A 23,311-nucleotide genomic window follows, 5' to 3' on the forward strand; every position below is an offset into this window, starting at 1 on the left:
GTGTAGCGAAGGCACGGCAGGCCGTTCGCGGCACCCGCGTGCGCGTCGCGGCGGAGTGGCTGATGACGGCCACGACGGCATGCGGTTTGCGCACCCTGGGCCGGCGAAGGTCGCGCTTGCGACCGACCCGCCGACCCCGCAAGGAAGGAGTGCCGATGACACCTGACACAGCGCAGTGGTTGCAGCGGCCCGAACCGCCGCTACCCGACATCGGGCCGGATCCTGAACCGCCCGATCCCGACGACGTGCCCCCCGACCTGCCGGAGCCGTACCGGCAACCCGAGGGCGACCCGCCGGGGCATGCGCCGCCCGAGCGCGAGCCGCCCGCGCATACGCCGCCGATGGGCGTGGTATCGCGAGCGCGCACCGAGGCATCGCCATGAGCGTCCGCGTGCAGCCCGGCGTGTTGCGCGACATCGCCAAAACGCTCGGCCGCCATTTCGAGGCGCGCGCGATGCCGTTCCATATCGAGGAAAAGCCGCTCGGCGCGCTGCATATCGGCTTTCGCGTCGACGGTCATCCGGCGTCGCTGACCGTGGCGTTCGACGCGGACGCGTTCGCCGCGCTCGAGCAGGCCGGCATCGATGCGCAGCGCCGTGCGCTCACGCGCGTGGCGGTGGAATTCGACGCGATGATGGCGCGTCGCGCCCCGACCGCGTACGCCGGCGATTTCCATTTCAACCGGCTATGAGACGCCGGTCACAGGGAGGATTGCGATGAACCCGATCCAGAAGACGATACGCATGGGCGTCGTTGCGTGCGCCGCCGTGTGTGCGCTCGGCGCATGCACGCAACCGGCGAACGGCCCTTACGGCGCCCGTGGTGCGCCACCCGACAGCCGTGGCGCACAGTCGACCACGACGATGCCGCAGGGCGCGGCGGGCGGCGAAGCGGCCGACGGGCCGTCGACCGGCTCGAACGGTGCGCAGGGCGACCGGCCGCTGCCGGGCACGCCGCCATTGATGCAGTACTGACCCGGCGCCGGGACATCACTCACGGTCCGTGCGCGGAATCGCGCGCGCCGAGCAACGCGCCGTCGATGGCGGCGCACGGCACGCCGCGCCGCGATGCGGCCGGAGGAAACCGATGGCGAATCCGCGCGAACACCTGGAAGACTGGCTGCGCGATGCGTATGCGATGGAGCGGCAGGCCGAGATGCTGCTCGCCGCGCAACTGAAACGGCTCGACCACTATCCGCAATTGCAGGATCGCTTGCGCCAGCATCTCGACGACACGCTCGGCCAGCAGGCGCTCGTCGAAGCGTGCCTGATGCGGCTCGGGACGACGCCGTCCGCGATCAAGGACCTGGCCGCGCGCATTGCCGCGTACGGCCGGATCGCGAGCGGCATGCTCGCCGTCGACGAAGTGGTGAAGGGGGCGTTGGCGGGTTACGCGTTCGCGCACGTCGAGATCGCCGCGTATACGGCGCTCGCCGCGGCCGCGCAGGCGGCCGGCGAAGCGGAGATCCACGCGTGCTGCGAACGGATCCTGCAACAGGAGCGCAGCCTGGCCGCGTGGCTGCTGCGCCACCTGCCGGCACTGACGACCGCCTTTCTCGATCGTTCGGCCGTCGATCGCATCGATGCGAAGCGCTGACGGTTGACGATCCTGCATGCTTCGCGGCTTACGGAATGCATGTCCAAAACTTGCCGCCGGCTTGTAAATAATCCGCTCCCGTTTGCGGCGACACGCAGGGCGACCCCGCCACGGACGCGCTTCAACGAGCTGGCACGTTCAATGCATGAGGCAGGCAGACGGTGAACCGCAAGTCGACCCACAGGGCGGCTTTCGAGGCGGATTCGCCGCGGCCACGCGGCCGAGGCATCGTTCTTGCGCAGGGCACCGTGACGAAGGATCGTCAGGCGATGACGATTTCGCGAGCCGGCCCGTGGTGCCGCGATGCGGCGTGACGGCCGGGCGATTCGACCACGTTCAACCACCTGCGTGCCACCGCTTGCCGCGAGGCACGCACCCACGAGAGGAGCACGACCATGCCAGCCAAATCGCAGGCGCAGCAACGCGCCGCCGGGGCCGCCCTGTCGGCCAAGCGCGGCGAGACGAAAATGAAGGACCTCAAGGCCCCGTCGAAGTCGATGGCCAAATCGATGAGCGAAAAGGAGCTCGAGAAAATGGCCTCCACGCCGACCCACGGCAAACCGAAACACAAGCACGACGCCTGATCGACGCCGATACGTACCGGTGACCGCTGTCATCCAGGAGGGTTCCATGCTTCGATACGCCATCATCTTCTTCATCATCGCGATCATCGCGGCCGTGTTCGGCTTCGGCGGCATCGCAGCCGGCGCGGCGGAGATCGCCAAGATCCTGTTCTACATCTTCGTGGTGATCTTCCTGGTCACGCTGCTGCTGGGCGTCGTCCGACGATGAGCGTCACGCCCGACCGGTCGCAGCGCATCGCGGAACTCGAGCATGCGCTCGCGAACGGTTTCCCGTCGGAATCGACCATTGTCGTGCACGCGGACGATGCGTCCGGGCGGCTGACGATCCAGGTGTCGTGGGTGCGTGTGCCGGCCGACGCAAGCGCGCGCGACTGGCGGTGCGCGGTCGACCTGCGGTTCGATCCCGACGTGATCGCCCGCTATGCGTCGCTCGACGCGGCCGACCGGTTGTGTGCGCGCACCCGTCTGTGCGACAGCGCGCGGCGTGCGGTGGACGCGCGCAAGCCGCGCGTCGAGGACGCGGCGATCGAGTGCGACGCCGCGCTCGACGTGACGCGCGCCGAACTCGACGCGGCGTTGCGCGCACCCTGACTGAAGCCACCGCCGGCCGGCGGGTGCGGTTGCGCCCGGCCGCGCCGGTTTTCCTGCTGTCCGCCCGTGCGCGCCGCGGCAACGCGGTGCGCGCGTGGCGGATCCCCTTCCGAATGCCACGAGGATCTGTTCGATGACCCATTCCCCCTCAACCGGCAAGACGCCGCCCGCCCAGTCGCAGGACAGCGCGAAATCGCGCCAGCTCGACGAGCACCGTTCGCGGCCCGACCACGAGGCGCTGCGCACCAACCAGGGCGTGCGGATCGCCGACAACCAGAACACGTTGCGCGGCGGCCCGCGCGGCCCGTCGCTGCTCGAAGACTTCATCATGCGCGAGAAGATCACGCATTTCGATCACGAGCGCATCCCGGAGCGGGTGGTGCATGCGCGCGGCTCGGCCGCGCACGGCGTGTTCCGCGTGTACGAGCCGATGGCCGACTACACGAAGGCCGCGTTCCTGCAGGACCCGGCCGCCGAAACGCCGGTGTACGTGCGTTTCTCGACGGTCCAGGGGCCGCGCGGCTCGGCCGACACCGTGCGCGACGTGCGGGGCTTCGCGGTGAAGTTCTATACGGAAGAGGGCAACTACGACCTCGTCGGCAACAACATGCCGGTGTTCTTCATCCAGGATGCGATCAAGTTTCCCGATTTCGTGCATGCGGTGAAGCCCGAGGCGCCGAACGAGATGCCGACCGGCGCGTCCGCGCACGACACGTTCTGGGATTTCGTGTCGCTGGTGCCGGAGACCACCCACACGGTGCTGTGGCTGATGTCCGACCGCGCGCTGCCCGCGAGCTACCGCGCGATGGACGGCTTCGGCGTGCACACGTTCCGCTTCGTGAACGCGGCCGGCGCCGAGCGTTTCGTGAAGTTCCACTGGCGGCCCGTGAGCGGCGCGTATTCGCTGCTGTGGGACGAGGCGCAGCGCATTGCCGGCCATGACCCGGACTTCAACCGGCGCGACCTGTGGATGGCGATCGAGCGCGGCGATTACCCGGAGTTCGAACTCGGCGTGCAGATGATCGATCCGGCCGATGCCGACACGTTCGACTTCGACCTGCTCGACCCGACCAAGCTGGTGCCGGAAGAACTCGTGCCGGTGCGGCCGATCGGCCGGATGACGTTGAACCGCAATCCCGACAACTTCTTCGCGGAAACCGAGCAGGTCGCGTTTCATCCGGGGCACGTGGTGCCCGGCATCGACTTCACGAACGATCCGCTGCTGCAGGGGCGCCTGTTCTCGTATACCGATACGCAATTGAGCCGGCTCGGCGGCCCGAACTTCCACGAGATCCCGATCAACCGGCCGGTGTGCCCGTTCGCGAACAACCAGCGCGATGCGATGCACCGGCAGACGATCAACGTCGGGCAGGCGTCGTACGAACCGAATTCGACGAGCGGCGGCTGGCCGCGCGAGACGCCGCCCGCGCCGGCCAGCGGCGGCTTCGAGACCGTGCACGAGCCGCTCGAAGGCGACAAGGTGCGCGTGCGCAGCGAGACGTTCGCCGATCATTTCTCGCAGCCCGCGCTGTTCTACCAGAGCATGACCGAGATCGAGCAGCGGCATATCCGCGACGCATACTGCTTCGAGCTCGGCAAGGTGACGCAGCCGCACATTCGCGAGCGGGTGGTCAACGACATCATCGCCCGCTTCGACGCGGGGCTGGCCGCGCAGGTGGCCGAGCGGCTCGGGCTGCCCGCGCCGCACGGGGGCGCGACGCCGACGGTCGCGCAGCGTTCGCCCGCGCTGAGCCTGATCGGCCGCTCGAAGCCGGGCATCCAATCGCGCAAGATCGCGCTGATCGCGACCGCCGGCACGAGCGAGGCGCTCGTGCAGCAGGTGCGCGATGCGCTGCAGGCCGCGCATGCGGTGCCGACGATCGTCGCGCCGACGCTGGCGCCGATCGGCAGCATCGTGCCGCAGGCGACGCTGGCCGGCATGCCGTCGGTGATGTTCGACGCGGTGTTCGTGTGCGGCGGCGACGGCGACGGCCGCGACCTCGCGCACAGCGCCGACGCGCGGCATTTCGTGCGCGAAGCGTTCAAGCACCTGAAGCCGATCGCGGCCGTCGGGTCGGGGCGGCAATTGCTGAGCGCCGCCCACCTGCCGGACCCGGCCGAAGGCGTGTGCGTCGGGCAGGCCGTCGATCTCGATGCAGTCCTGAACGACCTGTCCGACCACCTCGGCCGCCATCGCGTCTGGGCACGCGAGCAGCAGGCCGCCGAGTTGCCGGCCTAGCGCCACGCGATCATGGACGTCGTCGTCGCACTGTTCGGACAGGGCCGGATGCTCGGCCCCGGGCAGATGGTGCTGCGCTCGATCGTCGTGTTCGCGATCGCGCTGGTGCTGATCCGCATCGCCGGGCGGCGCGCGTTCGGCCAGCGTTCGCCGTTCGACTACGTGGTCGGCATCCTGCTCGGCGCGATCCTGAGCCGCGCGGTGGTCGGTGCGTCGCCGTTCGTCGCGACGGTGGCCGCGTCGCTCGCGATCGCGCTGCTGCATCGCGTGATCGGCCTGGCCTGCTTGCGCTCGCGCCGGCTCGAGCGGCTGCTGGTCGGCGCGGAACGCGAGGTGTATCGCAACGGCCGCTTCGACGACGCGCAGATGCGCGCGGCGCTGATCACGCCGACGGACGTCCATGAGAGCGTGCGTCAGGCGCTCGGCGCGGACGACCTGTCGGACGTCGATGCGGCGATCCTGGAGCGCAACGGCCACGTCAGCATCGTGCGGCGCAGCCGTTCCCGAAAGCCCTGACGGTTGCGTGCGGCGACGGACGCCGCAAGGAGGACATCGATGACACGCATGATCTGGAAAGGCGCGATCAGCTTCGGGCTCGTTCACGTGCCCGTGCAGCTGTTCCCGGCCACGCGCACCGTGAAGCCGTCGTTCCGGCTGCTCGACAAGCGCTCGATGGACCCGGTCGGCTACCGGCAGGTCAACAAGCGCACCGGCAAGGAAGTCACGCGCGAGGACATCGTGCGCGGCTACGAGTACGAGAAGGAGCGCTATGTCGTGCTGACCGACGACGAGATCCGCGCGGCGAACCCCGAGTCGACGCAGACCGTCGACATCGTCACGTTCGTCGATGCGGGCGCCGTGTCGTTCCTGTATCTCGACACACCGTACTACCTCGTGCCGGACCGCAAGGGCGAGAAGGTCTACGCGCTGCTGCGCGACGCGCTGAAGGACAGCGGCAAGATCGGCATCGCGCACGTCGTGATGCGCGACCGCCAGCATCTCGGCGCGCTGATTCCGGTCGGGCCGCTGCTGGCGCTCGATACGCTGCGCTGGCAGGAGGAACTGCGGCCGCTCGACGAACTGTCGGTACCGGCCGACGACGCGAAGCGCGCCGGCGTCAGTGCGCGCGAACTCGCGATGGCGAAGAAGCTGATCGACGACATGTCGGGCTCCTGGACGCCCGACGAGTATCACGACACGTTCCGCGACGACATCCTCGAGCTGGTCGAGCGCAAGGTGCGCGCGGGCCGCATCGAGGAAATCGAGGATCGCCCCGCGCAGACGGCGCGCACGGCGAGCAACGTGGTCGATCTCACCGAGCTGCTCAAGCGCAGCCTGAAGGGCGGCGGTGGTGCGCGTGCCGCGCGCGCGGACGACGACGAGGAAGACCGTGCGCCTTCGCCTTCGCCATCGACGGGCGCGCGCCGCAAGCCGGCAGCGAAGACATCCGCGAAGGGCGCGGCGAAGAAACCGGCGAATGCAGCGGCGAAGCGCGCGGCCGCGAAGCACGGCGCGACCGGCACGCACGCGGCGAAGAAGACCGCCGTGCGCCGCAAGCACGCCGCGTGACGACGCGGGGAGGAGGGTGACGCGATGGCCGGCAAGCTCGAACCCTATCGCCGCAAGCGCCGCTTCGACGCGACGCCGGAACCCGAGGGGGCGCACGGGCGGCGGCGCGTGCGCGCGGATGCGGATGCGGACGCGAGCGTGCAGAGGGCGCATGGGCCGCATAAGGCGCACGACGCGCATAAAACGCGACCGTCCGCGCGCACGGCCCGACCGCTGCGCTTCGTGATCCAGGAGCATCACGCCCGGCGGTTGCACTACGATTTCCGTCTCGAACTCGATGGCACGCTGAAGTCATGGGCGGTGCCGAAAGGGCCGAGCGTCGACCCGTCGGTGAAACGGCTGGCCGTGCACGTCGAGGATCATCCGCTCGAATATGCGTCGTTCGAAGGCGAGATCCCGGCCGGCCATTACGGCGCGGGCTCGGTCACCGTGTGGGACGAGGGCACCTGGACGCCCGACGGCGGCGTTGCCCGGGCGCGCGACGGCTACCGCGCGGGCAAGCTGACGTTCCGGCTCGACGGCACGAAGCTGCACGGCGGCTGGGCGCTGGTGCGCAGCGGGCGGCAGCAGGGGCGCCAGGAGCAATGGCTGCTGATCAAGGAGCGCGACGACGACGCGCGCGATGCGGCCAGCTTCGATGTCGTCGCGCAGCAGCCGGGCAGCGTGCATGACGGCCGGACACAGGCGGCGCGCAAGGCGCCTGCCCATCCGCCGCATGACGGCGGGGCGCGCACGACGGCGATCGATCCGTCGCAGGTGGAAGGCGCGGTGCGCGCGGCATTGCCCGAGCGCGTGACGCCGCAACTCGCGACGCTCGTCGATGCCCCGCCCGCGCACGACGACTGGCGCTACGAAGTGAAATTCGACGGCTACCGGATCCTGGCCCGGATCGCGGGCCGCGGTGCGCGTCGGCACGTCACGCTGATGACGCGCGAAGGCCGCGACTGGACCGCGAAGCTGCGCATGCAGCGCGACGCGCTCGCGGCGCTCGAGGTCGACAACGCGTGGCTCGACGGCGAGGCCGTCGTCCTGGGCGAGCACGGGCTGCCCGATTTCCAGGCGCTGCAGAACGCGCTCGGCGCGGGCCGTTCGGACGCGGTGACGCTGTTCGTATTCGACCTGCCGTTTCTCGACGGATACGACCTGCGCGATGCGCCGCTCACCGCGCGACGCACGCTGCTCGAACCGTTGCTCGCCGGCAGCGATCCCGCGCGGCTGCGCTATTCGCCCGATCTCGGCGACGACGTCGCGTCGCTGATCGCGAGCGCGTGCGACACGGGGCTCGAAGGGCTGATCGGCAAGCGCGCGGATTCACGCTATCGCGGCGGCCGCTCGTCCGCGTGGATCAAGCTGAAATGCCGGCGGCGCCAGGAGTTCGTGATCGGCGGCTATACCGAGCCGTCGGGCAGCCGGCACGGCTTCGGCGCGCTGCTGCTCGGCGTGTACGAACCGGCCGCGGGTGGCAAGCCACCACGCGGCAAACCGCCGTTGCGCTATGTCGGCCGGGTCGGCACCGGCTTCGACACGCGTCTGCTCGACCGGCTCGCGGCGACGCTGCGCGAGCACGAACGCGGCACGACGCCGTTCGACCCGCCGCCGCGTGAACGGTCCCGCACGCGCGTCCACTGGGTCGAGCCGACGCTCGTCGCCGAATGCGAATTCGCGGAATGGACGAGCGACGGCATCGTGCGGCAGGCGGCGTTCATCGCGCTGCGCGAAGACAAGCCGGCGCGGCAGATCGTCCGCGAAGTGCCGCGGCCAACCAAAACGGAGGCGACGATGAACGAATCCCGCGCGGCGCGCAATGCATCCTCGCGTGCACCGCAACCCGATCCGGCGCACGGCCGCACGCGCGGCGCGCGTGCGGCAGCGTCTGCCGGCGACACGCCGCGCGCGGCCGCTGACCATCGTGTCGGCCGCGTGCGCATCACGCATCCCGAGCGGGTGCTCGATCCGCACAGCGGCACGCGCAAGATCGACCTCGCGCACTACTGGCAATGGGTCGCGCCGTGGCTGCTGCCGGACCTGAAGGGCCGGCCGGTGTCGCTCGTGCGCGCCCCGGGCGACATCGCCGGCGAACTGTTCTTCCAGAAGCATGCCGAGCGCCGCGAGATCCCGTACGTCACGCAGCACGAAGGGCTCGATCCCGGCCATGGGCCGCTGCTGTCGCTCGACAGCGTCGATGCGCTGCTTGGCGCCGCGCAGATGGGCACGGTCGAGCTGCACACGTGGAACGCGCACGCGTCGAACATCGAGCGGCCGGACCGCATCGTGTTCGACCTCGATCCCGATCCGGCGCTGCCGTGGCGCGCGATGATCGACGCCGCGCAGCTCGTGCGCGGGCTGCTCGACGAGCTGGGGCTCGTCTCGTTCTGCAAGACGAGCGGCGGCAAGGGGTTGCACGTCGTCGTGCCGCTCACGCGGCATGCGGGCTGGGACGACGTGAAGGATTTCTCGCGCGCGGTGGCGCAGCACGTTGCGGGCGCGCTGCCCGACCGTTTCACGGCGACGATGGGGCCGCGCCACCGGCGCGGCAAGATCTTCGTCGACTACCTGCGCAACGGCCGCGGCGCGAGCACGATCGCCGCGTATTCGGTGCGCGCGCGGCCCGGCATGGGCGTATCGGTGCCGCTCGACTGGGACGAGGTGCCCGATACGACGGGCGGGGCGCAATGGACGATCGACACGCTGCCCGAACGCCTCGATGCGTTGAAACGCGATCCGTGGGAAGGCTATGCGCACACGCGGCAGCGCATCACCGCGGCGATGCGCGCGCGGCTGGGCGCCGAAACGTGAATGCGTCAACGCCGACGCGGCAGACGGGGGTGCCCGTTTACCGGCGGCGCTGCGGAAATCCCGCGTGCGATCACGGATGCCGACACGACCGCCAGCACGCATGCCGACGGCGGCATGGGCCTTGCTGAAAGGAAGGGGCAGGAATTTCCTTCACGTGGTCTCAATCTGGGAGAAAACTTCATGAAATCGGTATCCGAATCGAAGTATGTCGCGCCGCGCATGCTGGCGTGCGCGGCTGTCGCGATCATCGCGGCCGCGCCTGCCGCTTGGGCGCAGAACTCGCAGCGTCCGGACGAGGGCACCGGCGCGCCGAATCCGTCGATGGACATGTCGACACCGGGCACCAACGGCAATACGACCGCGCCGCCTCCGCCTGCCCCCATGCAGCGGCAGGGTGCGACACAAGGCACGCGTTCGCACAGCGGATCGGCCGGCCATGTGAAGCCGGGCGGCGGCCCCAACGGCGCGGGTGCGGGCGGCAGCGGTGCCGGCAACGGCAACGGCGGCTCGCCCGGGTCGACGGGCACGGGCGGCGGCGGTGCCGGCGGGGCGGGCAGCGCGGGTTCCAGCGGCTATTGACGGCGCCGTGCCGACGAAGGCGGCGAGGTTTCCCGGGACGGGCGCGCCGCCACGACACAGGAGGGCATCATGCAATTCAATTCCCGGAACCGGCGGGAGAACGAAGAGATCGACGAGATCGACGGCGACGCGATCGAGGCGGACGATCTCGATACGACGGTCCATGTCGACGTCGCGACGGGCAGGATCAAGTTCCACTCGACCTGGGCGCTGACGGCCGATGCGCCGCCGGAATTCGCCCGGCATGCGGTCGAACTGGCGCTCGACAGCGACACGATGGAGCGGTATGCGTCGCTCGACGACGGCACGCGGATGCGCGTGCATGCGATTTTGCACGACACGGTGCAGGTGATGCTCGACCGTCTGCCCGATACCGATGAGAGCCTGACGCTCACGATCGAAGTGACCGACGCGATGCTGGACGCGGCGAGTCGCCTGCAGTAGCGGGGTGAGCGACGCCGTCTCACGGTTCGCGGGCGGCGGTCGCCGCGCGGGCGCCATCGGGCCTTGCACGCGGGAAATTCGCGTGCCGGGCGCGCATCCTCGATGCCCTGCGCCGTTTTGATCGTGCTCGGATCCTTGTCGAACGCGAACAGCCGCCCGCCCGGCGCGAAACCGTTCCCGGATGGCGGGCGCGTCACGTGGGCGGAAGCGGCACGCCGCTTGCTGCGACACCGGCGCGGCACGACGTGTGCCGCGTCACTGAAGGAGGGCTTCATGAGCGGAAGACTGGTTCATTGCAAGGTGGCGATTCTCGCGGTCGACGGCTTCGAGGAAGCCGAACTCGTCGAACCGCAGCGTGCGCTTGCGGCCGAAGGCGCACAGGTCGACGTGATTTCGCAGAAGCCGGGCGAAATCCAGGGCTTCAGGCACGTCGACAAGGGTGCGCGCGTAAAGGTCGACCGCACGTTCGACGACGCACGCGAGGGCGATTACGACGCGGTCGTGCTGCCCGGCGGCGTGGTGAACGGCGACGCGATCCGGATGGTGCCGGCCGCGCGCGAGTTCGTGACGGCGGCCGTCGGGGCCGGCAAGCCGATCGCGGCGATCTGCCACGGCGGCTGGCTGCTCGTGTCCGCCGGCCTCGTGGAAGGCCGCACGATGACGAGCTGGCCGAGCCTGCAGGACGACATCCGTCATGCGGGCGGCAAGTGGGTCGACCAGGAGGTCGTACGCGACGGCCCGTTCATCACCAGCCGCAAGCCGGATGACCTGCCGGCCTTCAACGGCGCGCTGATCGATTCCCTGGCGCCTCGGGCGGCGTGAGCCCGTGGCGGCCGCGCCATGCGTCGTGTCACGCTGACCGACGCACCGGCCACGTTCCGCGCCATTACAAACCGTTGAAAACATTGCACCGCGAGCCGGCGTGCGTCGAGCCTGCGAGCCCGACGCACGTGCGACTCACCGTGCGATCGCGACCGGCGAGTTGACGTTCACGACGGCGGCGCCGTGCTCGAACGGCGGCGCAGGCAGGAACCGGTCGATCACACCGGCTTCGAACAGCAGGCAACAGGTCGATCCGCCGAACTGGAAGTAGCCGATCTCGTCGCCCTTGTCAACGCGCTGGCCCGGCACGACGTCGATCACGCAGGACGACACGTCGCCCATGCCGACGAACACGGCGGCCACGGTGCCGATGCCGGGATCGTCGCAGGCGATCGCGACCACGGCGCGCGTCGCGACCGCCGTGATGTATCCCTGGGAGTCGTTCAGCCCGGCCGGGTCGGCGCCTTCCGCCTCGACGATCGAGTAGTAGGTGCCATGGACCCGGTACGCATGCGTGACGACCCCGCGCACCGGCGCGTGCCAGCGATGGTAGTTGTACGCGCTGAGATACGCCTGGTACAGGTCGCCGCCGACGAAGCGCTCGGCGAGCGACAGCCGGGCCGGCGTGAAGATGTCGCGCAGCGAATACGGTTGCGCCTTGATCCAGAACCGGTCGCGCAGCTTCACGTTCGATTCGATGTGGTACGGCGCGGCCTCGCACGCGCTGACGATCACGTGCGGATCGTCGGGCGCCGCGACCGGGCGCGCGCCGTCGCGAAAGCGCCGCGTGAAGAAGTCGTTCCATGACGTGAAGCCGCCGTGCGGCTGGTCGTCGCGATACTGGAACTGCGATAGCCCGATGCGCTTGCTCGCGGCGTCGCAGAACCAGCCGTCGGGCGCCGACGTGTCGAGATGCGCGCGCGAATGCGGGCCGCCCAGGAAGCCGCACCATACGTTCAGCACGTTCTGCAGATGCGCGTTGACGGCGGCGTCGCGAAACAGCGCATGGCCCGACGGCATGCACATCGGCCAGTCGAGAAAGGCATTGATCGGGCACACGATCAGGCTCGCGTCGCTGAACGGCGGCGTGTAGGTCATCAGGTGGTCCAGGACGGTCATCAACCCGTCGATCGACGTATAGCCGAGCCGGCGGCCGGATTCGACCGCCTCCTCGATCGCGCGGACGAGGGTCATGCGTAGCACCGCGTGGTCGTCGAACAGCCGCGCGAGTTCCTGCACGGCCGGCGTGCGCAGCCGGTCGCCGGCATGCGCGCGGGCCTCTGCCGCGACTTTTTCGCGGAACGCGGCCATGTGCGCTTCCTCGCGGGCCATCCATTCGCCGAGACGATGGCGCTGGGGCGGTGGCGGGTTGAGGTCGGTCGGCATCGTGGTCTCCGGGGCGATGATCAGGAATCGATGCAAGGAGCAATCCGCCTGCCCGGTCGGGGCATCGATCTTGCGGATCGAGTGCGCGCCCGTGGCATGCCGCAAGCGCGACGAGCCGCTCCGGCATGCATTCGCGGATTGTTCTGTTTCACGCAACATGCTTATGTTGTCTGCCGACCTACTGCCGAATTCACGATGATCCTAGGATGTGTCGCGCAGGCTGTCGCGCAAGCACCAGGGTGAGCACTTCATGGGTGCGACTCATGGTTGAAGCGCGAGCCTTGAATCCGCGTCGACGACCGGAGCATGCACGGCATATCGCTTGTCAATCCGGTCGTGCGAATCATCACACCGAACTTCTCTCAGGATCCCGCCATGAGATGGGGTATTTTTCTGCGATCGAGTCTTTGCTCCACGGTACTTTGCGCAGCCGCGCCCGCAGTTGCTTTTGCTGATCCGCTGACTGTCACGGTTGACGATCTCGATCATGACGGTCAGTTAACGAATGCTCAGGTGTACAACGGATTTGGATGTCGTGGCGACAACGGCTCGCCTCGCATCTCGTGGGCACACGTTCCGGCTGGTACCAGAAGCATCGTCGTCACAATGTACGATCCCGATGCCCCGACCGGGGGGCTCGGCTGGACGCATTGGGTAGTCGTCGATATCCCGCCTTCGGAAACGTCGATTCGGAAAGGGGCATCAGGCGATGTGCGGCTCATGCCGGTGGGCGCGCTCGAGACGCTGACCGATTTTGGCGAATCCCGGTACGGTGGGCCATGCCCGCCGCAGGGCGAATCTCATCGATATATCGTGACGGTATCCGCGTTGTCCATTCCGCGTGTCGACGTGAAATCGACGTCGAGTCCGGCGGTCGTTGCCTATCAGATGCATGGAAACATCCTTGGACAGGCACGATATATCGCGACTTATCACCGAGCGTCGAATTGACCGTGAGCGCCGGTTTGCTCGCGGCCCAAACTCGCTGCTTCGGCCGCCTTTGTGGCGCCACGCAGGCGCCGGCATGCAGCGCTCGTGCGAATGCCCTGACGCTGAAGCGCGCCTGCTCAGGCGTCGGCGCCCTTGCACTTCATGCTCGCGATACGCTGGTCCGGCCGGGTGCGGTAGAACACGAAGGTCGTCGCCCCCGGGCCCTGATTGCCGCCCTCTTCGTCGACGTAGGTTTCCGCAAACACCGGCACGGCGGCGTTGGCGATGGTGACCCGGAAGAACACGTTGCTTTGTGTGTTCGGCGCGGTGGTGCCGTAGTCGAGCGCGCATCGGCCGGCGATGCGCTTGACCGAGGCACGGCGGCCGAGCTGGCGCAGCAGGATGTCCTGCGTGTCGTCGCTCGGGTAGAACTTGCGCAGCGCGATCGACAGGACGGTGGTCGCGTTGCCGTTGAGGACGACGCCGACGTGGCCTTCGTTGTCCGTTTTGATGCCGGCTTCCTCGCCGACCTTGCCGTCCGGCACGTCCACGTCGCCGAAGCCGGTGAGCAGCGTGCTGCCGCTACGGTAGTGCGTGGTTTCGGCGGAATGGCCGTCTGGATTGCCGAGCGGCTTCGCGTCGCGCCAGTGCACGCCGGGCAGGTTGTCGAACGCCGGCCAGGTTGCCGGTTTCGCCGCGCCGAATACGCCCAGCAGCGTTTGCAGCGGCGATGCTGGGGTCGTTTCCGGCACATGAGCGGCCGGCAACGACACCGCGGATGCGGGGTCCGCCGTCGGGTTGGCGGGCGGCATGGCGCGCTTGCACGCGCTTAGGCCGAGCAGCAGGACGCCGGCGGACAGCGCACACCACTTCACGGTACGGCGCACATGTGTTTGCCCGTCGCCGGGATGGCGGGAGTGCATTAACCGCCGAATAGCACTTTCATGAAACGTGTTCATTTCCCAAATATTAGGACCGGAAAATATATCGAGAAGTAGAAACACGGCGATCGTCGTGCGGGCGCCGATTGCCTCGGCCTTGCTGATCGCGATTCTAGTCAAAGTAGATCGACTAGTATACATTCGTCACATCGTTCTTCTCGCTTCGTCACGGTGTGGGCCGGATGCCTAGCGATGAAGGGTCTCCGCGTATGGCTCGGGAGACACAGCGATGGTGCACGATGTGCGGCGGCCGGGTGCCTTGCTGGAACCGCTGCGCGCGACGGTCATTGCGGTATCCGTTTCCGACGGGGGCCGTCTGCTTCAAACCCCGTACATGTGTCGGCCTGCGTGACGCTGTTCGCGGGCGGCGGTGCTAAGATGCCGCCCTGTAGTCAGGAGATGCATGAATGCGCGCGAGCAAACGCCAGCAGGTGGTCGACAAGGCAGGTGAGCTGTTTTCCCTCCATGGCTTTCATCCGGTCGGCATCGACCGGATCATCGCCGAAGCGGACGTTGCCCGCATGACGCTCTACCATCACTTCGCCGGCAAGGACGATCTGATCAAGGCCGTGCTGGAACAGCGCTACACCTTCATCATGGAGAGCATCGCCGCGAAGCTCGACCCCATGCCGCACGCCGCTGCGCGCCTGAAGGGGATTTTCGACTGGTACGGCACGTGGTTCCGCAGCCCGGCGTTCGCCGGCTGCCTGTTCGAGCGTGCGCTGGCCGAGTTCGGCGCGACCTGCCCGAAGGTGACCGACGTGGCGGTGCGCTATCGGGACGACTTGCTGGCCCTCATGGAGCAACTGCTCGCCGAGATCGTTCCGCGTCGCCGGGCGCGGCAGCTGGCAGGCGTGTACGTGATGTTGCTGAGCGGGGCGACCGCGGATGCGCGTGCGATCGGCGATGCGCAGGCTGCCGCAAGGGCCTGGCAGGCGGCGGAGATGTTGCTTAACGAGTCCAGGGTCGCAGCGGAAAGCATGCGTAAGGGCCGTAGCCGTCGTGCTTGATCGTCGAGGCCCTTGTTCAGCCTTCGCGCAACGTCGGCCGTAGCGCACGCTCGCGTCGCCGCCAGCGAGCGGCAACGCGCGAATCGGCGGCCCTGGCCGACGCCGGCCACGATCGGCGGGCCGGCATCGACAACGCATCAATACGACAGACCGAATCCGAACGGATACAACGGATGCGCGGTATCGTGCGGCACGTCTTCCCGCTGCGCCGCGACCTCCGCCATCGACGACGGCAGCTCGAACGGCAGCTTCCCTTGCGGTTGGCCTTTCCCGGTCAGCACGTCGAACAGCGCGGCATCGGTCACGCCGAAATTGGCGAGAATCGCGGTGGCCTTGTCCTGCACGTTGGTCAGGATCGCCGGGCGATCCATGTACACCGAGACGATCGACTTCGGCGCAAGCGCGGCCTGCTTGATGGCTTCGTAGTCCGCACTGCCGTCGACGAACGCGAGACTGCCTTCATGCTGCATCGAGCCGAACATGTAGTTCGGGTGCAGCGTTTGATAGGGCGTGCTCACGCGGAGAATCGCCACGTCTGCGGCTTGCGGCGTATCGACGACCTGATAACCATATTGCCGTGCGACGGCGGGATCGATGCCGTACAGCCAGACCTTCTTGCCCGACGCCGTCATCGGCAGCAGCTTGCCGTTGTTCTGCAGCAGCACCATCGAGCGGCGCTGCGCATCGAGTGCCTGCGCCTGGAAGTCGGCATTTCCGGCGATCTTGCCGGCCGCGTCCGCATCGACATACGGATGGTCGAACAGGCCCTGCTGGAATTTCTGCAGCAGGACGCGATAGGCCGACTCCGACAAGCGTTCTTCCGACAACTGCCCGCGATTGACGGCGTCGATGAGGTCGCTCGGATCGTCGTCTCCGCCGAACTGGTCGATGCCGGCGTTGACCGCCCGCGTGAAACGCTGCACGCGGGTCGCGCCCTCCATCCCCCAGGGCATGCCCAGTCCGACGAACGACGGCGCCCCCGACGACACACCGTTGATGCAGTTCGCGTCGCAGTCGTCGGCGATCAGCCAGTCGGACACGATCACGCCGTTGAAGCCGTATTTCCCGCGCAGCAGGTCGGTCAACAACGCCTTGTCGTAAGCGCCGCCGACCGGCTCCAGCGTGATGCCGTCGACCGTCACCGTCATGTCCGGTTCGGAATAGGTCGGCATGACCGAGCCGACGTTGGCGGCGAAGGCGCCTTCGAACGGCTTCAGGTGATAGGCGAAATTGTTGCCCGGATAGGTCGCATAGCGGCCGTAGTAGTTGTGGCTGTCGAAGCCGAGTTTCTGCGCGCCGTATCCGGCCCAGTGCTTGACGACCGCGATGACGCTATTGGCCTGGATGCCGTTGCTGCCGCCCTGGAAGCCTTCGATATAGGCCTGGACCTGCGAGCGGGCGAGATCGGCGTCTTCGCCGAACGTGCCGTTGATGCGGGCCCAGCGCGGCTCGGTCGCGAGATCGGCCTGCGGTGAAAGCGCTTCGGTGATGCCGACGGCGCGATACTCCTGGCGCGCGATATCGCCGAAGTTTCGCGTGAGTGCCGCGTCTCCGATCGCGGCGAAGCCGAGCGTTTCCGGCCATTGCGAGAAACCGCTGCTGCCTGCGCTGGCGCCGAGCGTGTACTGGAAATGATTGCGCGGGTCGGAGCTGATCGTCACCGGGATGCCGAGCCGCGACTGCTCGGCCAGCGCCTGGATCTGGTTGGCCTGGACGGCCATGGTGTGCGCATCGGCACTCATGCGCGTGATGTAGGTATTGACGCCCCGCTGATTGATGAGCGTCTTGAGCGCGGCCAGGTCGTAAGCGGAGCCGGTGCCCGCACCGGTCGTGTCGTTCAGCACCGGCGCGGTGCCGTGCATCATCAGGCCGGCTTTCTCGGCCAGCGTGAGGCGGCCGACCAGGTCGCGTGCGCGTACTTCTGCGCTCAGCCGCCAGTCTTCGTACGGTTCGAGCTGGCCGCTCTTGTCCATGTCCTTGAACTTGAGACCGTCCTTGGTGATCAGGTTCAACGTCGTGTAGCCGAAGTCCTGCTGCGTGACCGGCGTGGAAGAGGAATCGACGCCGCCGCAGGCAAACAGCCCCAGGGCGAGCGCGGTGCCCGACGCGGCCCATGCCGAGCGGTGAATGGCTGATCTCGTGATGCGTTGCATGCTTGTCTCCTGAATCGGATTTTTTTGGCGCGGCCGTGATGCATGACGCATGGCCGCAGGCCACTTTACCGAGCTGTTTCAGGAGACGTTTTGCCGCCGGGTGCAGTTTTTGCCCCGCTGGGGCGCGATGTGTCAGGCGATGCGATCGGGGGGATTTTCAACGCGGTCTATCGGCTTCGGGAGCCGGCTCGCCGCTCGTCCGCCCGCGCCCGCTATGCGTGAACGGCCACCCGATATCGCGTGGTCTGTCGATAGACGGCGTCCGGATAAAGGATCACGTCGCCGCTCAAACCGGCCATGTTCACCTGGTTCGGAAAGCCGCCCGCCTCCAGGCACAGCGCCGCGTGTGGCGTGCAACGCGTGCCGCCGCTCACGTGCAGGCCATCGAGATAGTTGCCCGTATAGAGTTGCAGGCCGCGCTGATCGGTCGACATGATCAGCTCGCGGCCGCTTTCCGGGTCGTAGACGCGGGCGACGGGCCGGGCCTCGTGCGCGCCGTCGCCCAGGACGAAGCAATGATCGAAGCCGCGCGCGCGGGCCAGTTGCGCGTTCGGCCAGTCGAGGCGCGCGCCGATCGGCGCGCTGTGCCGGAAATCGAACGCGGTACCGGTCACGTCGGCCGTGCCGGTCGGGATCAGCGCCTCGTCCACTTCGAGGAACGCGTCGGCGTCGATCTGCAGCAGATGGCCGCGCACGTCGCTGCCCGCGCGCCCGCTCAGGTTGAAGTAGCTGTGATTCGTCAGGTTCAGCGGCGTCGGCGCATCGGTGCGCCCCGTATAGTCGATCGTCAGCGTGCCGTCGTCGTCGAGCGTGTAGCGAACCTGCACGGTCACGTTGCCGGGAAAGCCCCCGTCGCCTTCCGGCGAGTCGAGTCGAAGCGTGAGCCCGCCGCAGTCGTCGATCACGTCCCAGCGCGCGCGATGAAAGCCGTTCGCGCCGCCGTGCAGCAGGTTGCCGTTCTCGTTGCGGTCGAGCGGGTAGCCGATGCCGTCGAGTTCGAAGCGCGCACCGGCGATCCGGTTCGCCCAGCGGCCGACCGTCGCGCCGAGGTACGCGCCGGATTCGAGGTACTCGGCCGGCGTGTCGTGCGCGAGCACGATATCGGCGAAGCGCCCCGTGCGATCGGGCGCGAGCCACGACACGACGGTCGCGCCGAGGTCGCTGATGCTCACGCGCATCCCGTGCGCGTTGCGCAGCGTGTAGCGTCGAACGGGTTCGCCGTCGGGCAGCGTGCCCCACGGGTCGGCATGCACGCGCGCCGCGCCGTGCGTCAGGGAGGAAGAATCGGTATCGATGTGCATGGTGGAGGTCAAATGGGCGGCGGCCGTCAGTAGGAGGCTGACGCGGCCGCGCGTTCCTGGTATTCGCGCGGCGTGCAGCCGAGTTCGCGCCGGAACACCGCGTACATGTATTGAAGCGACGTGAACCCGCAACGGATCGCGACTTCGGCGCTCGACGCCTGCCGGCCGGCGAGCAGCGCCTGTGCGGCTTCGAGTTTGTGGCGCAGGATTTCCTGGTGCACGGTGCGCTGCAGTTCGCGCCGGAAGTGCTCCTCGAGCAGCGAGCGCGACACGCCGACGTAGTCGGCGACCTGTTCGGTCTTGATCCCCTGGCACGCGTACTGGCGAATGAAATGCCGCGCGCGCATCACGTGCGGGCTCGCCAGCGGCTGGTGGCGGGTCGACTCGAGCACGTTGATGCCGACCGGCGGCACGAGAATGCGCTGCCCGGGAAAGCGCGCGCCGCGCAGCATCCGGTGCAGCAGGTGCGCGGCGGTACGGCCCATTTCCTCGGTGCCCTGGATCACCGACGACAGCGGAATGCGCGTCAGCGTGCGCGTGAGCGGATCGTTGTCGATGCCGATGATCGCCACCTGTTCCGGCACCGCGATCCCGGCGATCAGGCAGGCCTGCAGCAGGTGCCGCGCACGCGCATCGGTCACGGCGATCACGCCGACGGGTTTCGGCAGCGCATGCAGCCAGTCGATCAGCTGTTCGATCGCGTGATTCCAGCCCGATGCGCTCGTCGACAGCCCGCGGTAGATCGGCGCATCGAGCCCGTCCGCGCGCGCGAGCCGGTCGAACGCGAGCTCGCGCTGCTGCGCCCAGCGGTTCTCCTGCGCGATCGGCAGGCTGTACATCGCGAAGTGCGCGAGCCCTGCGCCGATCAGGTGCGTATAGGCGAGCGACACGAGCTTCGGGTTGTCCGTCGCAATATATGGGACATCGTCGGGATACTGGGCCGGATCCTCGTACGACGAGCCGACCGCGACGACCGGCAGCGGCGAGCCCGCGAGTGCGCTGGCGACGGCGGGATCGTCGAAGTCCGCGATGATGCCGTCGCCGTCGAAGCGCTCGATGCCGGTGAGCCGGCAGCGGAAGTCGTCTTCGAGGAACAGGTCCCACACGACGCGCGTCGTGTGCAGGTACTGGCCGATGCCGCTGATGATCTCGCGGTCGTAGACCTTGTTCGCGTTGAACAGCAGCGCGATGCGATGCGGTGTCTGGGCGGAAGGGACGCGTGTCATCTCGATCTCGGGGCACGCGCGTCGTGGGGCGCGGTGCCGTTGTCTCCGGGGCGCGCCCGGGTCGGCGGCGCGCGGTGTCTGGTGTGTGGCGATTGTAGGGCGGAACGCGCGCCGCGCGCAGCGGCTGGCAAGAAACATTAAGCGTGCTGCGCAATTTCGCAATTGCCGCCCGGCAGGGGCGCGGGCACGATCCAGCCTACCGAATTCGGCCGCGTGCGCCACCCCGACGCACGTTGCGCTGCAACAAGACCCAGCACGGAGACGCCATGTCGTATTTCGAACACATTCCCGCGATTCGCTACGAAGGCCCGCAGTCGGACAATCCGCTCGCGTACCACCATTACGACCCCGAGCGGCGCGTGCTGGGCAAGACGCTCGCCGAGCATCTGCGGATCGCCGTCTGCTATTGGCACACGTTCGTGTGGCCGGGCCACGACATCTTCGGGCAGGCCGCATTCCAGCGGCCGTGGCAGCAGCCGGGCGACGCGCTCGAGCGGGCGCGGCTGAAGGCCGATGCCGCATTCGAATTCTTCACGAAGCTCGGCACGCCGTTCTATACGTTCCATGACACCGACGTCGCCCCGGAAGGCGACAGCCTGCGGGAATATGCGGCGAATTTCGCGCGGATGGTCGACTATCTCGGCGAGCGCCAGCAGGCGAGCGGCGTGCGGCTCCTGTGGGGCACCGCGAACCTGTTCTCGCACCCGCGCTTCGCGGCCGGCGCCGCGACGAACCCGAACCCCGACGTGTTCGCGTGGGCCGCGACCCAGGTGTGCCATGCGCTCGACGCGACGCACCGGCTCGGCGGCGAGAACTACGTGCTGTGGGGCGGGCGGGAAGGGTACGAGACGCTGCTCAATACGGACCTGAAGCGCGAGCGCGACCAGTTTGCCCGCTTCCTGTCGATGGTCGTCGAGCACAAGCACCGGATCGGCTTCAAGGGTGCGCTGCTGATCGAGCCGAAGCCGCAGGAGCCGACCAAGCACCAGTACGACTACGACGTCGCGACCGTGCACGGCTTTCTCGTGCAGTACGGATTGCAGAACGAAATCCGCGTGAACATCGAGGCGAACCACGCGACGCTCGCCGGCCACTCGTTCCATCACGAGATCGCGAATGCGTTCGCGCTCGGCGTGTTCGGCAGCGTCGACGCGAACCGCGGCGATCCGCAGAACGGCTGGGACACCGACCAGTTCCCGAACAGCGTCGAGGAGCTGACGCTCGCGTTCTACGAAATCCTGCGTCACGGCGGCTTCACGACCGGCGGGATGAACTTCGACGCGAAGGTGCGCCGCCAGAGCATCGATCCGGAAGACCTGTTCCATGGCCACGTCGGCGCGATCGACGTGCTCGCGCTCGCGCTCGAACGCGCGGCGGTGCTGGTCGAGAACGACCGGCTCGACGCGCTGCGCCGGCAACGCTATGCGCAGTGGGACGACGCGTTCGGCCGCAAGATCCTGGCGGGCGACTATACGCTGGAGTCGCTCGCGGCCGATGCGCTTGCGCGCGGCGTGAACCCGCAGCACGTGAGCGGCGCGCAGGAGCGCTGCGAGAACATCGTGAACCAGGCGATCTACGGGCTGCGCTGACGCCATGTACATCGGACTCGATCTCGGCACGTCGGGCGTGAAGGCGGTGCTGCTCGACCGCGACGGTGCGGTGCGCGCGAGTGCGAGCCGCCCGCTCGTGGTGAGCCGGCCGCAACCGCGCTGGTCCGAGCAGGCCCCGCGCGACTGGTGGGATGCCGCGTGCGGCGTGCTGGCCGCCCTCGTCTCGGATGCGCGCACGGCGGGTATCGAGCCGCGCGACATCGACGCACTCGGCCTGACCGGCCAGATGCACGGCGCGACGCTGCTCGATGCGCACGGTGAGGTGTTGCGCCCCGCGATCCTGTGGAACGACGGTCGCGCGGACGCCGAGTGCGCGGAACTGGAACGGCTCGCGCCCGCGCTGCGCGCCGTGGCCGGCAACATCGCGATGCCGGGTTTCACCGCGCCGAAGCTGCTGTGGGTGCGCCGTCACGAACCCGACGTGTTCGCACGCATCGCCCACGTGCTGCTGCCGAAGGACTACCTGCGCTACCGGCTGACCGGCGCATTCGCGACCGACCCGTCGGATGCCGCGGGCACGCTGTGGCTCGACGTCGCGAAGCGCGACTACGACGACACACTGCTGGCTGCCTGCGGGCTGTCGCGCGCGCAGATGCCGGCCGTGTTCGAAGGCAATCGCGTCACCGGCACGCTGCTGCCGGCCGTCGCACGCGCGCTCGGGCTGCGCGAGATCCCGGTGGTGGCCGGCGGCGGCGACAACGCGGCCGGCGCGGTGGGCGTCGGCATCGTGCGGCCCGGCGATGCGCTGCTGTCGCTGGGCACGTCGGGCGTCTATTTCGCGGTGTCCGACGGGTTCCGCGCGAATCCCGAATCGGCCGTGCACAGTTTCTGTCACGCGCTACCGGATACGTGGCATCTGATGTCCGTGATGCTGAACGCGGCAGGCTGCGTCGACTTCACCGCGCAACTGGCCGGTTACGACGGCGTCGCGGCGCTGCTCGACGATGCCGAGACGCATGCGCGCGCGAGCCGCCCGTGGTTCCTGCCTTACCTGAGCGGCGAGCGTACGCCGCACAACGACGTGAATGCGAAGGGCGTGTTCTATGGGCTCACGCCCGACACGCAGCGTGCGGATCTCGCGAACGCGACGCTCGAAGGCGTCGGCTTCGCGCTACTCGACGGCATCGATGCGTTGCATGCGGCCGGGCTCGCACCCGACAGCATCACGGTGATCGGCGGCGGCTCGCGCAGCGCGTACTGGACGCAGATGCTCGCCGACCTGAGCGGCCGCGCGCTGACCTTGCGCGCGGGCGGTGAAGTGGGGCCGGCGCTGGGCGCCGCGCGCCTCGCGCATCTCGCGCTCGAACCGGATGCGCGGCTCGACGACGTGTGCCCGCAGCCGCCCGTCGTCGCGGTACGCGAGCCGGACATGGCGCGCCACGCGTGGTATCGCGACGCGCGGCGGCCGACGTTTCGCGCGCTTTACCGTGCGCTCGAACCGGTGTTTGCGACGGGCGCTTGACGGGCGGATCGCTGATGCGATGCGCGTCGCACGATGCCGTGCTTTGCAGTGACTCGATGCGGGCGGCGCATT

23 protein-coding genes are annotated in these 23,311 nt (G+C 68.4%); 18 read left to right on the plus strand and 5 right to left on the minus strand.

Annotated elements, in window-relative coordinates:
• The first annotated feature begins 155 nt into the window (after positions 1–155).
• The 14 genes from CFB34_RS37545 to CFB34_RS37610 all read left to right on the plus strand — a co-directional run bounded on the left by CFB34_RS37545 (position 156) and on the right by CFB34_RS37610 (position 11,220).
• Positions 156–383 (plus strand): hypothetical protein, encoded by a 228-nt coding sequence (locus tag CFB34_RS37545; RefSeq protein WP_089443849.1) that lies wholly within the window; start codon positions 156–158, stop codon positions 381–383.
• Positions 380–691, plus strand: coding sequence for a hypothetical protein (locus CFB34_RS37550; RefSeq protein WP_089443850.1), 312 nt, complete (start codon positions 380–382; stop codon positions 689–691). The genes CFB34_RS37545 and CFB34_RS37550 overlap by 4 nt, the downstream gene beginning before the upstream one ends.
• A gap of 25 nt (positions 692–716) precedes the next feature.
• Positions 717–974, plus strand: coding sequence for a hypothetical protein (locus tag CFB34_RS37555; protein WP_089443851.1), 258 nt, complete (start codon positions 717–719; stop codon positions 972–974).
• 112 nt (positions 975–1,086) lie between these two features.
• Positions 1,087–1,596: a DUF892 family protein gene (locus CFB34_RS37560; protein ID WP_089443852.1), complete on the plus strand. Its 510-nt coding sequence runs from the start codon at positions 1,087–1,089 to the stop codon at positions 1,594–1,596.
• Positions 1,597–1,991: 395 nt separating this feature from the next.
• The gene (locus CFB34_RS37565) at positions 1,992–2,180 is read left to right on the plus strand and encodes a DUF3008 family protein (RefSeq protein WP_089443853.1); all 189 of its coding nucleotides are present in this window, start codon (positions 1,992–1,994) and stop codon (positions 2,178–2,180) included.
• Between the two features lie 46 nt (positions 2,181–2,226).
• A complete protein-coding gene (locus CFB34_RS37570; protein WP_006767422.1) occupies positions 2,227–2,388 on the plus strand; it encodes a DUF1328 family protein in 162 nt (53 codons plus the stop codon).
• Positions 2,385–2,771, plus strand: a complete 387-nt coding sequence (locus CFB34_RS37575; protein ID WP_089443854.1) for a DUF3022 domain-containing protein — start codon at positions 2,385–2,387, stop codon at positions 2,769–2,771. The genes CFB34_RS37570 and CFB34_RS37575 overlap by 4 nt, the downstream gene beginning before the upstream one ends.
• 133 nt (positions 2,772–2,904) lie before the next feature.
• Positions 2,905–5,010: a catalase HPII gene (gene katE, locus CFB34_RS37580; protein ID WP_089443855.1), complete on the plus strand. Its 2,106-nt coding sequence runs from the start codon at positions 2,905–2,907 to the stop codon at positions 5,008–5,010.
• Positions 5,011–5,022: 12 nt separating this feature from the next.
• On the plus strand, positions 5,023–5,526 hold the full coding sequence (locus CFB34_RS37585; protein ID WP_089443856.1) for a YetF domain-containing protein: 504 nt from the start codon (positions 5,023–5,025) through the stop codon (positions 5,524–5,526).
• Positions 5,527–5,565: 39 nt separating this feature from the next.
• Positions 5,566–6,579: a Ku protein gene (locus tag CFB34_RS37590; RefSeq protein ID WP_089443857.1), complete on the plus strand. Its 1,014-nt coding sequence runs from the start codon at positions 5,566–5,568 to the stop codon at positions 6,577–6,579.
• Positions 6,580–6,603: 24 nt separating this feature from the next.
• Entirely contained in the window at positions 6,604–9,375 is a 2,772-nt protein-coding gene (gene ligD, locus CFB34_RS37595; protein WP_089443858.1) for a DNA ligase D, read from the plus strand.
• Positions 9,376–9,555: 180 nt separating this feature from the next.
• A complete protein-coding gene (locus CFB34_RS37600; RefSeq protein ID WP_089443859.1) occupies positions 9,556–9,954 on the plus strand; it encodes a hypothetical protein in 399 nt (132 codons plus the stop codon).
• 69 nt (positions 9,955–10,023) lie between these two features.
• The gene (locus tag CFB34_RS37605) at positions 10,024–10,398 is read left to right on the plus strand and encodes a DUF3022 domain-containing protein (protein ID WP_089443860.1); all 375 of its coding nucleotides are present in this window, start codon (positions 10,024–10,026) and stop codon (positions 10,396–10,398) included.
• Positions 10,399–10,671: 273 nt separating this feature from the next.
• A complete protein-coding gene (locus CFB34_RS37610; RefSeq protein ID WP_089444024.1) occupies positions 10,672–11,220 on the plus strand; it encodes a type 1 glutamine amidotransferase domain-containing protein in 549 nt (182 codons plus the stop codon).
• 135 nt (positions 11,221–11,355) lie between these two features.
• On the opposite strand, the gene CFB34_RS37615 is transcribed toward CFB34_RS37610, so the two are convergent.
• Entirely contained in the window at positions 11,356–12,606 is a 1,251-nt protein-coding gene (locus CFB34_RS37615; protein WP_089444025.1) for a phosphatidylserine decarboxylase family protein, read from the minus strand.
• A 375-nt stretch (positions 12,607–12,981) separates the two neighbouring features.
• On the opposite strand from CFB34_RS37615, the gene CFB34_RS37620 reads away from it, so the two are divergent.
• Positions 12,982–13,557, plus strand: a complete 576-nt coding sequence (locus tag CFB34_RS37620) for a YbhB/YbcL family Raf kinase inhibitor-like protein (protein WP_089443861.1) — start codon at positions 12,982–12,984, stop codon at positions 13,555–13,557.
• Between the two features lie 116 nt (positions 13,558–13,673).
• Here CFB34_RS37620 and CFB34_RS37625 read toward each other — a convergent pair whose 3' ends face one another.
• Positions 13,674–14,618 carry a hypothetical protein gene (locus CFB34_RS37625; protein WP_179266744.1) on the minus strand — a complete coding sequence of 315 codons (945 nt, stop codon included), beginning with the start codon at positions 14,616–14,618 and terminating at the stop codon, positions 13,674–13,676.
• A gap of 266 nt (positions 14,619–14,884) precedes the next feature.
• On the opposite strand from CFB34_RS37625, the gene CFB34_RS37630 reads away from it, so the two are divergent.
• A complete protein-coding gene (locus CFB34_RS37630) occupies positions 14,885–15,487 on the plus strand; it encodes a TetR/AcrR family transcriptional regulator (RefSeq protein ID WP_089443863.1) in 603 nt (200 codons plus the stop codon).
• A gap of 137 nt (positions 15,488–15,624) precedes the next feature.
• On the opposite strand, the gene CFB34_RS37635 is transcribed toward CFB34_RS37630, so the two are convergent.
• From CFB34_RS37635 to CFB34_RS37645, 3 genes are all read right to left on the minus strand, one after another.
• Positions 15,625–17,640 carry a glycoside hydrolase family 3 N-terminal domain-containing protein gene (locus CFB34_RS37635; RefSeq protein WP_089443864.1) on the minus strand — a complete coding sequence of 672 codons (2,016 nt, stop codon included), beginning with the start codon at positions 17,638–17,640 and terminating at the stop codon, positions 15,625–15,627.
• Between the two features lie 212 nt (positions 17,641–17,852).
• Positions 17,853–18,941: an aldose epimerase family protein gene (locus tag CFB34_RS37640; RefSeq protein WP_089443865.1), complete on the minus strand. Its 1,089-nt coding sequence runs from the start codon at positions 18,939–18,941 to the stop codon at positions 17,853–17,855.
• A 26-nt stretch (positions 18,942–18,967) separates the two neighbouring features.
• Positions 18,968–20,167 (minus strand): DNA-binding transcriptional regulator, encoded by a 1,200-nt coding sequence (locus tag CFB34_RS37645; RefSeq protein WP_089443866.1) that lies wholly within the window; start codon positions 20,165–20,167, stop codon positions 18,968–18,970.
• A 266-nt stretch (positions 20,168–20,433) separates the two neighbouring features.
• On the opposite strand from CFB34_RS37645, the gene xylA reads away from it, so the two are divergent.
• Together xylA and xylB are read left to right on the plus strand one after the other, a co-directional pair.
• Positions 20,434–21,756, plus strand: coding sequence for a xylose isomerase (xylA, locus tag CFB34_RS37650; RefSeq protein WP_089443867.1), 1,323 nt, complete (start codon positions 20,434–20,436; stop codon positions 21,754–21,756).
• 4 nt (positions 21,757–21,760) lie between these two features.
• A complete protein-coding gene (gene xylB, locus CFB34_RS37655) occupies positions 21,761–23,239 on the plus strand; it encodes a xylulokinase (RefSeq protein ID WP_089443868.1) in 1,479 nt (492 codons plus the stop codon).
• Positions 23,240–23,311 lie beyond the last annotated feature (72 nt).

Origin of the sequence: Burkholderia sp. HI4860 (assembly GCF_002223045.2) — a bacterium.
GTDB lineage: Bacteria > Pseudomonadota > Gammaproteobacteria > Burkholderiales > Burkholderiaceae > Burkholderia.